The sequence below is a fragment of the Nostoc sp. CALU 546 genome (assembly GCF_048836525.1).
The window spans coordinates 36,860-46,252 of the sequence record NZ_JAWJTF010000022.1 but is presented as its reverse complement, the minus strand read 5'-3'; the positions used below and the strand labels follow the sequence as shown (position 1 = coordinate 46,252).

9 protein-coding genes and 1 pseudogene are annotated in these 9,393 nt (G+C 43.8%); 6 read left to right on the top strand and 4 right to left on the bottom strand.

What is annotated here, in order from left to right; translation table 11 throughout:
• Positions 1-295: 295 nt before the first annotated feature.
• Positions 296-595: a ferredoxin gene (locus tag RRG12_RS13525; protein ID WP_069073385.1), complete on the bottom strand. Its 300-nt coding sequence runs from the start codon at positions 593-595 to the stop codon at positions 296-298.
• A 505-nt stretch (positions 596-1,100) separates the two neighbouring features.
• Between RRG12_RS13525 and RRG12_RS13520 the strand changes: the two genes are divergently transcribed.
• The 3 genes from RRG12_RS13520 to RRG12_RS13510 all read left to right on the top strand — a co-directional run bounded on the left by RRG12_RS13520 (position 1,101) and on the right by RRG12_RS13510 (position 3,739).
• On the top strand, positions 1,101-2,117 hold the full coding sequence (locus RRG12_RS13520) for a Gfo/Idh/MocA family protein (protein WP_420759649.1): 1,017 nt from the start codon (positions 1,101-1,103) through the stop codon (positions 2,115-2,117).
• Positions 2,117-2,893, top strand: a complete 777-nt coding sequence (map, locus tag RRG12_RS13515) for a type I methionyl aminopeptidase (RefSeq protein WP_420759648.1) — start codon at positions 2,117-2,119, stop codon at positions 2,891-2,893. The genes RRG12_RS13520 and map overlap by 1 nt, the downstream gene beginning before the upstream one ends.
• A gap of 231 nt (positions 2,894-3,124) precedes the next feature.
• Complete coding sequence (locus RRG12_RS13510) at positions 3,125-3,739, top strand: Uma2 family endonuclease (protein WP_420759647.1); 615 nt, start codon at positions 3,125-3,127, stop codon at positions 3,737-3,739.
• Between the two features lie 74 nt (positions 3,740-3,813).
• Here RRG12_RS13510 and RRG12_RS13505 read toward each other — a convergent pair whose 3' ends face one another.
• Positions 3,814-5,157 (bottom strand): pentapeptide repeat-containing protein, encoded by a 1,344-nt coding sequence (locus RRG12_RS13505; protein WP_420759646.1) that lies wholly within the window; start codon positions 5,155-5,157, stop codon positions 3,814-3,816.
• 30 nt (positions 5,158-5,187) lie between these two features.
• On the opposite strand from RRG12_RS13505, the gene RRG12_RS13500 reads away from it, so the two are divergent.
• Positions 5,188-5,349 (top strand): hypothetical protein, encoded by a 162-nt coding sequence (locus RRG12_RS13500; protein WP_420759645.1) that lies wholly within the window; start codon positions 5,188-5,190, stop codon positions 5,347-5,349.
• Between the two features lie 35 nt (positions 5,350-5,384).
• Here RRG12_RS13500 and RRG12_RS13495 read toward each other — a convergent pair whose 3' ends face one another.
• Together RRG12_RS13495 and chlP are read right to left on the bottom strand one after the other, a co-directional pair.
• Entirely contained in the window at positions 5,385-6,224 is an 840-nt protein-coding gene (locus tag RRG12_RS13495; protein ID WP_420759644.1) for a GNAT family N-acetyltransferase, read from the bottom strand.
• Between the two features lie 155 nt (positions 6,225-6,379).
• Positions 6,380-7,600, bottom strand: coding sequence for a geranylgeranyl reductase (gene chlP, locus RRG12_RS13490; RefSeq protein ID WP_069074865.1), 1,221 nt, complete (start codon positions 7,598-7,600; stop codon positions 6,380-6,382).
• A gap of 449 nt (positions 7,601-8,049) precedes the next feature.
• Here chlP and RRG12_RS13485 point away from each other — a divergent pair, with 449 nt between their 5' ends.
• Positions 8,050-8,526, top strand: coding sequence for a hypothetical protein (locus tag RRG12_RS13485; protein WP_420759643.1), 477 nt, complete (start codon positions 8,050-8,052; stop codon positions 8,524-8,526).
• Positions 8,527-9,012: 486 nt separating this feature from the next.
• Positions 9,013-9,393 (top strand): annotated as a pseudogene (locus tag RRG12_RS13480) (PBS lyase); the annotation flags it as partial.

The following is a 9,393-nucleotide window of genomic DNA, read 5'->3' as shown; positions in this document are numbered from 1 at the left end:
GGGTTATGAAGCCCGCAGCGAAGCTATTTCTAGCTTAAGTTGACACCAATGCACCAATGACCAATGACTAATGACCGTCTCAGTCATAGCCTAAATACCTGAAAATTGCTGTCAAAAATTAAGCAGGAACACACTAAATGTTGTGTTCCTGCTCAACATGAAAATTAGGCTTTATTGTCAAAGTCATTTCAAGAGGCACAAACGGCACTGGGAGAGTGTAATCCTAGATGCCCTGCTTCTATTTTTTCAACATTAGTAACTCTTGCAAGAGATTTATGGTTGAGTCGCTGAACTCTTAGTAAAGATCTTCTTCTTTGTGAGTTTCGATTGTTACGTCAGAGGTTGGGTAGGCAACACAAGTCAGTACATATCCCTTTTCGATTTGTTCATCATCTAAGAATGATTGGTCGCCCTGATCGACACTACCTGATACGATTTTACCTGCACAGGTCGAACAAGCACCAGCGCGGCAAGAGTAAGGCAAGTCAAGACCAGCTTCTTCAGCAGCGTCCAGAATATAGGTATCGTCATCAACGTCAAGTGTCTTATTTAGTCCTTCGGCCTCGTTGATTAGTGTCACTTTATAAGTTGGCATTGAGTAATCCTCTCTTTTGCAAACGGCAGTATAAGTTATTTTAAGGCAAAGGTCACGGCTGTTCTGTGGAATTAGCCGCTAGTTCAAATTTGCTTCAATTCTGATACTACGAGAAAAATTAAACGATGTAACTGGAAATTGAACCCGATTAGTAATGAAATTTAGTTGCTTAATCCCGATAAGTTTTATTTATATTATTTCATGCCCTAGTGAGGTTGTGATTAGTAAAAATTATCTTATGGAGAATAAAACATGAATAAGATTAATATTACCTATGTTTTTTAGGATTTACGCAAAAGAGATCCTCCAACTCCCTAAAAAAAAGGGGGCTTTTCTTTTGAAGTTTTCTCTTTTGAACACACGTACTTCTGCCTAGTTTCAAATACCTTGAGGCGTTAGGAGGAATGTTGTAGAGTCTAGACTGGTGAATTCATTAGATTCCCCATGAAGAGAGAATCTCACCACTATAAACGTGGGAGACTCAAAAACAGAACTAGTGAGGATCATGTATAATTCAGGAGCAGCTTTGGAAAAAGCAATAGTGCGTGTAGGTTTGGTAGGTACTGGTTATGCGGCAAAGTTTCGAGCTGAAGCGTTGCTTAATGATGAGCGATCGCATTTAGTCGCAGTTGTTGGTCATATCCCAGAAAAAACGGAAGCCTTTGCCAGAGAATACCAGATTGAAGCGTTGAGTTCTTGGCAAGAGCTAGTAGAGCGGGAAGATATAGACCTAGTAGCGATCTCCACCATTAATCGAGATCATGGTGCGATCGCTCGTGCAGCACTTACCAACGGTAAAGATGTGATTGTAGAGTATCCTCTTTCGTTGGATGTAGTCGAAGCCGAAGAACTGATTGCCTTAGCCAAAGCACAACAAAAACTTTTGCACGTGGAACACCTAGAACTTTTGGGTGGTTTGCATCAAGCCTTGAAGCAAAACTTAGACAAAATTGGTGAAGTTTTTTATGTTCGCTACAGCACCATCAATCCTCAAAATCCTGCACCCCGCAAATGGACTTATAACCACGAGATGTTCGGTTTTCCCTTAATTGGGGCGCTGTCTCGCCTACATCGTCTCACCGATTTGTTTGGTACAGTATTTACTGTTAACTGTCACCAGCGATATTGGGAAATAGAACCGGAATACTACCAAACCTGTTTCTGCACTAGTGAACTGTGCTTTAACAGCGGACTTTTAGCCCAAGTAGTCTATGGTAAAGGCGAAAGTATTTGGCAATCAGAACGTAAGTTTGAAGTTCACGGTGAAAAAGGTGGTTTAATTTTTGATGGTGACACCGGAATTTTCATCCAGCCAGGGGAAACAACAGCTATAGAGGTTGGCCCTCGTCGGGGTTTGTTTGCTAAAGACACGAATATGGTATTAGATCATCTTTTTGATGGGACTCCTTTGTACGTTACCCCAGAGGAGAGCTTATATACCCTAAAGGTTGCTGATGCTGCACAAAGAGCAGCACAAACAGGGTTAACTATGTTTATGAAAAATACTCCAGATAAAAGTTAATGAAAACCGAGTTAATTGTTATTTTATCCCAACGAGAATTAGACAAAATGCGTCAAGCTGGGCGTTTAGCAGCCAAACTTCTCCAGCATTTGGAACCGTTTGTGAAGCCAGGGGTTAGCACTTTGGAACTAAACGATGAAGCCGAACGTTGGACGCAAGCGCATGGAGCAAAAAGCGCACCTCTTGGCTATAAGGGTTATCCCAAGTCGATTTGTACAAGTGTAAATGAGGTAATTTGTCACGGCATTCCCAACGCCAAGCAAATTCTCAAAGATGGTGACATCATTAATATTGATGTAACGCCGATTGTTGAGGGGTATCACGGCGATACATCCAAGACATTCTTTGTTGGTACTCCTTCCCCAACAACGAGAAAGCTGGTAGAGGTGACAGAGGAGTGTTTGCGTCTGGGTATTGCTGAAGTTAAACCTGGGGGACGCATTGGCGACATTGGTGCAGCCATTCAAGAATATGCTGAAGCACAAGGCTTTTCTGTAGTGCGAGATTTTGTTGGCCACGGTATCAGTAATATTTTCCATACTGCGCCGGATGTTCCCCACTATGGGACACGCGGTAAAGGCAAGCGCCTCAGACCAGGAATGGTTTTTACTATTGAGCCAATGATTAACGAAGGTACTTACGAAGTCGAAGTTCTCAGCGATAAGTGGACTGCGGTAACGCGCGATCGCAAGCTTTCTGCTCAATGTGAGCATACCTTAGCTGTAACTGAAGACGGCGTTGAAATCCTCACCCTACCTGAAGGTGTGAATTACTAAACTGGTAGATTTTTCTACTCCTTGATTATGTTCATTAAACTGCTCAAAGGTTATCCTCCTCGCTATGCCACTTCGGATATTTTTGATGTCCGTAACCGTGGTAATGAGTTATATAACGTACTCCAAATTTTGAAGCGTATTAGTTAATTGACTTTTGCCTAATTAAGGCTAGTTAAAATAATTAAGAGCAGTATTGCTGCTCTAGTTCTGAACCTGGAAGGATAAATCTCGATGGTTTCAGCCACTCTTAATACAGGTACTCTTAGCTATGAGGCATTCGTTGCTGGCTATCTGGATGATGTATGCTACGAGTTAATCGACGGAGAACTAATCGACTTGGAACCCACAGGACTTCATGAACAGGTAGCTGGGTTAATTAATCGTAAGCTCAACGTAGCAATTGATCTGCTCAATTTGCCTTGGTTTATTCCCATGAAATGTCTGATTAAACCATTAGGTCAAAATTCAGCCTTTAGACCCGATGTTGTGATTCTTGATCAGACGGGTTTGGCGAATGAGCAATTATGGAGAACTGAACCAGTAATTACACTAGGCAAGTCTGTTAAATTGGTCGTGGAGGTTGTCAGTACCAATTGGCAGAATGACTATGCCCGGAAAGTGGAAGACTACGAAGCTTTAGGTATTGGGGAGTATTGGATCGCAGATTATCTAGGGCTAGGAGGCAAACGCTACATCGGCTTATCCAAGCAACCTGTAATCACAATTTATCAATTAGTCGATGGAACTTATCAAGGACAACAGTTTAGGGGAACAGAACGCCTCATCTCCCAAACATTTCCAGACCTGAATTTGACCGCAGAACAGATATTTATTGCGGGTCGGTAGAGTTAGAGATTAGGGAACACGTAGCACTCTCTGGAGAACTGTGTTTTACTCCTGAATTCTGAATTCTGTTGTAACTATCTTCCCAACTTATTGGGAATACCTTCACAACCACCAGGAATAGTACCTCTGGTTTTTTCGCCACCCCAACTGCAACAGTAGTGACGTGTAGACTCAGACATCCTTTGTACATTGCTGAAATCAGCATTTTCCACCACAGCACCAGTTTGTTCCCCGGTTTCATAATCTGGTGGTTCAGTGCGACTGCGGGGTGATGCTTTATCCACTACACCATAGAATAGGCGAATCCCGTTCAGGTCAGCATCGCTAAGATTAGCACTATATAAAATTGTGCGAGAAAGATTGGCTTTTACTAAATCACAACCGACCAGATTAGCGCGGACAAGATTAGCTTCGCTCAGATCAGTCCAACGCAAATCAGTACCAGAAAGGTCTGCTGCGGCTAACATTACGCCTAAATCAATGACGCGCACACCTTCTAAGCGGTCTTCTGCATATCCGCCACTTCCGTTGAAAATGGCTCGGCCTAATCGACCATCGCGTTTTAGAGGTGAGAGCAACTTGGAACGTGAGAGAAAACGGAGAATTTTCGCTTTCCCACTAGCATCGACACTACTTAAAATTGCCGCAGTGCGTCCTTCAGCGATCGCTCTTTCTTGGGGCCAATCTTCTAATAATCCTTCTTCATCTAATACCAAGTCGGAAACACCTTGGAAATAAGAATCAATTGTCTGTTGCTGGGTAATAATATTTTGCTGAACCGTCAGCATATTTTGCTGAATTGTCAAGTCTTTGGAAATGACATATTGTCGCCATGCTACGTAAACGGCGATGATAGCGATGAGAATTTGCCCCAAAGCGCCAAACCATTCTGCTAGGCTACCAGCAATGTCCCAGTTAATTTTGCGTCCTAAAACAAGCAAGCGATCGCCTACACCTGTAAATTTGATCAAGCCGATAATCGCTACTATTAGTCCTAAAAAGGCAACAAACAGGGTGCGTTCTTGGGGTGAAAACCACTCGTTTAAAACTTCTTGCAACCAAGGCAATAATATCGCGAGGGATAACAGCAAAGCTATCAGCGTTCCGATAATGCCAACGATCCAGTTATTAAGGATAACTCCAACAAGGGTGATGGCGATCGCGATTAGAGTAATCAGCAATGCCCTCGGCTTAACTGTAAATTGCTTGGTAATGGGTTGCTTGAAGTCAGAACGGGCTTGTTGTTGTAAATGCGGAGATTTTAAAGACGCGATCGCCGCTAATGCTTGTTGTGTCGCTAGTGCTTCTGAGTTTAGGTTTTTCTCCGTTGCACCACCGTCAAAGTCATCTGGCTGCAAATCGTTTTCGGGGGCTGGTTCTGGGGTTGGTAGATTAGAGGAATTAGATTCAATCGTCATGTTTTCTATTTTGCCCCCTCAATCCACGTTATGCAGCGTTCCGACCGTAGTAAATTGTTAAAAAACAGGCTAAAAATTATTCTGCTTGTCCTTCTGGCAACTACCACTATTGCCCTGACAGTCATTGCTAGAGCAGTTGCTCACCTGAATTTAACAGCCTGGAGCGATCGCAATTTGCATATTCTGCCATAGAAAGTAATTTAATTGGAGCGATCGCTTTATTCTGCTTACTCCTTTGAGGTGAATGAGTATTCGTGCCAATCACAAATGGGGCAATACCCAATCGCTTGATAAATATGATTGGCTGTGGGATTGGCTAAATCTGCTATGAGGAAACAATGGCGGCATCCCTGGTCTAGCAGTTTTTGGCTTAACGCTGTGACACAGGCAGTAGCATATCCTTTGCGACGATACTCTGGTGGTGTATAAGCTAAATTGATTCGACCAATTGTAGGTAACACTTGTTTACTAGACGCAACTGAAACTGGAGTGCTATCAACCCAAAAATAAGTATTCTGCTGTTTCAATCGATTATCTACTTGGTGTTCGACATCCTCGCTCACCGCCTCATCTATCTCAGATAAAAATGCAGAAAGCCACTTGATCAAAAGAGAGCGATCGCTTTCAGTTGCCAGTCTAAGATATCCTCTGGCCGTTGAGACTCTTTGCACTGCCGTTAATTGGTAAATTTTCATTACCACCGACCGTTGATAGAATTGTCCTGTCAGCGCTTGCCAAATCTGCGAGAATATTTCTGCCTCTTTAACCAGTCCCATGCTTCCTGGCAGTTGCTCTTGACGCAAATCTTGAGCAATCAACCGCAAGGCATCCATATTCTGGGCTTTGGATAGGATCAATTTTTGGGGTGGGGTGCGAATGGCAACAGCTACAATCTCCCCACTTGTTTGGACAATTGCTAAATAAGGCTTACCCAGATAACGTTCTGGGTTATGCAACAAGGTATGCAAAATACTGAGCAAAACATTATTTTCTACCTGATGCTGGAGTAAGTAAGCCTGAGTGTAGTGCCAGAATTCCTGAATGTTGTCGAATCTATTTAGTTGCATGATTAGCCTTCCTCACTAACCATTACTATCAAATAATAAAAATAATATATTGTGGGGTGGGCATCTTGCTCGCCCTGATTAATTAAGCGTGCAAGATATCCACCCCACAAAATTGAGTAATTTATTTGTTGGAATTCCCAGTCCTTTGCCCTCAATTAAGGTGCAAGGGCATTACCGCGAATTAGGCTACCAATGGTTTTGGCAGTAATTTTCAGTTGGGTGATGGGATTAGCTGGGACAACCGTCTTATACAGATAGCTATCGAATGTTAGCCGCTGCACATCGAGGTCATCACACATTTCCACAAACGCCTCACGGGTAGCATCGGAACGATAAAACACGGTTTGCAGAATGTCCAACACCTTGTAGGTGAGTCCGTATCTCTTATCCCAACGCTTCAGGTAAAGCTTGAGGTCGCCTTCTGTAGGAATCCGGCTACCACTGTTAGATGTTTCGACAATGGTTTCGGCACACATCCGCCCAGATTTAGCGGCAAAATAAATACCTTCACCAGAGGACTTAGTAACATAACCAGCAGCATCTCCCACCAAAGCGATGCGACCGACAACACGACGGGGACGGGGATGTTCAGGAATGGGGTGGGCTTCGACTTTGATGATTTTACCGCCTGCTAGCTTCTCGGAAGCACGGGCGCGGATACCAGCTTGTAACTGTTTGATGCTGGCTTTATTGATGTGCATCGTGCCAGTACCGACAGCTACGTGGTCATATTTGGGGAAAACCCAAGCGTAGAAATCGGTAGAAACGTCATCACCGACATACATTTCGGCGAGGTCGTTGTAGTAGGCCATTTTGTCTTCGGGTAAGCGAATTCGCTCTTGGAAAGCGATCGCATAATTGTAATCCCCTGCGTCCATTTCTTTGGCAACGCGAGAATTAGCCCCATCGGCCCCAATAATTAGATCCACCTTCAGGGTTTTAGCAATCCCCTGTGATATACCGTCTGTATGGTCAATGTAATGGATGGTATAGGGATCAGTATTGTTTCCTGGTATATCAAGTTTATGAACAGTGGCATTAATTAAATTTGCGCCTACTTTTGCCGCGCGATCGCGCAAAAAGCCATCCAGGACTTCCCGACGGCACATTCCTATATATTCATCTTCATTTATCAGATTAATATCAACCTCGCGATTGGAAGGCGAAATCATTTTCATCTTCCGTACCCGGCGATCGATAATCTCTGGTGGTAAGTCAAATTCACTCACCATACATAGGGGAATTGCGCCCCCACAAGGCTTTGCATTGTCTAGCTTCCGCTCAAACAGGTAGGTTTCAATCCCAGAGGCTGCCAGTGTTTCAGCGGCAGATGAACCAGCAGGGCCTGACCCAATAACAGCAACCCGTAGTGTCAAAGGTCTTTCTCCCAAATCTTCACATTTACCGAGAGCATACTACCACGGTCTTTCTAGTGATTTGGCGCTTTTCCTTCAGGTTCCTGCACAAATGCAATATTCCTTAATGTTTCGATACGAAAAACGAGGTGGGGGATGGATGGCATTTATCAATGGGAATCATCACAACTCATTTAGCTTGAAGCGTAAGTTTTACCCCACCCTAACCCTCCCCTTGGAAAGGGGAGGGAACAAGATTTTCCAGTTTCCCCCCTTTACAAGGGGGGATTAAGGGGGGTAATTCGACTTGTGTGTACACTGTAGCCTTTCCAAGGGGGGATTAAGGGGGGTAATTCGACTTATGTGTACACCAGAGAGGTTAATTTCCCTACTCTCCCTTCCTTAAATACTGTGCGATCGCATTTATCAGTGGGAATCATAACAAACAGATTTACCACAGTAAATAACCAATGGCTTACCAAAATATTACAGGCTCCCTTACCCCAGCAGATATCCAAGAAATTAAAGCTGCCTTTGCGACTATCCAAGCAAAGATGCCTTTTCTCGTTACCCTGAGTGTGGAAGAACGACGCAAGTTATTTAAGATGGGCGATAAAAGCCTAGCCTTTGTCAACACTAGCCTGACTGCTGCCCAGTCTAACCGAGACATTTTACCAGCCAGCTTTGATGTAGATGAGTTTGTGCGGGATTATCAATTAGCCGCCACCCTCACCGAACTGTTGATTAAACTGCAACAACTGACAGAACAGGTAGATGATACCCTAATGGCAGTCGGCAGCGAAGCAATGGGTAGCAGTTTGACAGTTTACGATTACGTGAAGACAGCTGCTAAGAAAACTCCAGGGTTAAAAACTATTGCCGAACAGTTAGGGGAACGGTTTAAAGCTATAAAAAGTAAACCTGCTAAAGCTGCATCTGATTCATAGGCAAATATTGCCATTCGGTTTATAGCCGTTCTCGCTTGCGTCAAATACAAGAATTCGTAGGGGCACAGTATGCTGTGCCCCTACCGCGTATCGTGGTGTAGTGCATTCAAACAATAAGTGCTGTAGTCTTTGAACTCCGCAAATGAGTAGTTAAACCTCATTAATGAGTCTTTGATACTCGTGAGCGAGTCTTTAATACTCGCGGGAGAGTCTTTGATACTCGTCGGCGAGTCTTTGATACTCGCGGGAGAGTCTTTAATACTCGTCGGCGAGTCTTTGATACTCGTGAGCGAGTCTTTAATACTCGCGGGAGAGTCTTTGATACTCGTGAGCGAGTCTTTAACACTCGCGGGAGAGTCTTTGATACTCATCGGCGAGTCTTTAACACTCCTGAGCAAGTATTAAAGACTCTCAATCAGGAATTAGGAATTGCAAGCTTGGTATTATACCGATAGCCGCGTGTAATCTGCCGCCTTGCCCTGATTTATGCTCATAACTCCCCGCCACACCAGCAGATCGCTCTTTTTCCTTTTCTGTTTCACCCTACTGCTAACTCTCTTCCTTTCTCTACCTTGGGTAAACGCCAAAGAAAAACCTCAGCCAGAAGCATGGCAAATTAACGGTATCGTTGCTGCCCTTGATGATGAATATGACGGAGTGAAGCAACTCGCTTTTGAGAAATTCAATGAATATGATTTGCAAAATTTGCAAGCGGTGATTCAGAAACCGGAGGTAATTGCTCAGAAAGCTGCCAACATCCTCAAGAATAAATCCGTTGAGTCCGATTTTCGTTCCAGTGCAGCATTGGCATTGGGAAATCTGGGGGAGGCAGCCAAACCCTACGTCAAAGATATCCTCGACTTCCTC

Coding starts and splice junctions, on each gene's coding strand:
- RRG12_RS13495 (WP_420759644.1), bottom strand. CDS start 6,224: ATGCAACTAAATAGATTCGACAACATTCAGGAATTCTGGCACTACACT.
- RRG12_RS13505 (WP_420759646.1), bottom strand. CDS start 5,157: ATGACGATTGAATCTAATTCCTCTAATCTACCAACCCCAGAACCAGCC.
- RRG12_RS13510 (WP_420759647.1), top strand. CDS start 3,125: ATGGTTTCAGCCACTCTTAATACAGGTACTCTTAGCTATGAGGCATTC.
- RRG12_RS13520 (WP_420759649.1), top strand. CDS start 1,101: ATGTATAATTCAGGAGCAGCTTTGGAAAAAGCAATAGTGCGTGTAGGT.
- RRG12_RS13500 (WP_420759645.1), top strand. CDS start 5,188: ATGCAGCGTTCCGACCGTAGTAAATTGTTAAAAAACAGGCTAAAAATT.
- RRG12_RS13485 (WP_420759643.1), top strand. CDS start 8,050: ATGGCTTACCAAAATATTACAGGCTCCCTTACCCCAGCAGATATCCAA.
- map (WP_420759648.1), top strand. CDS start 2,117: ATGAAAACCGAGTTAATTGTTATTTTATCCCAACGAGAATTAGACAAA.
- RRG12_RS13525 (WP_069073385.1), bottom strand. CDS start 595: ATGCCAACTTATAAAGTGACACTAATCAACGAGGCCGAAGGACTAAAT.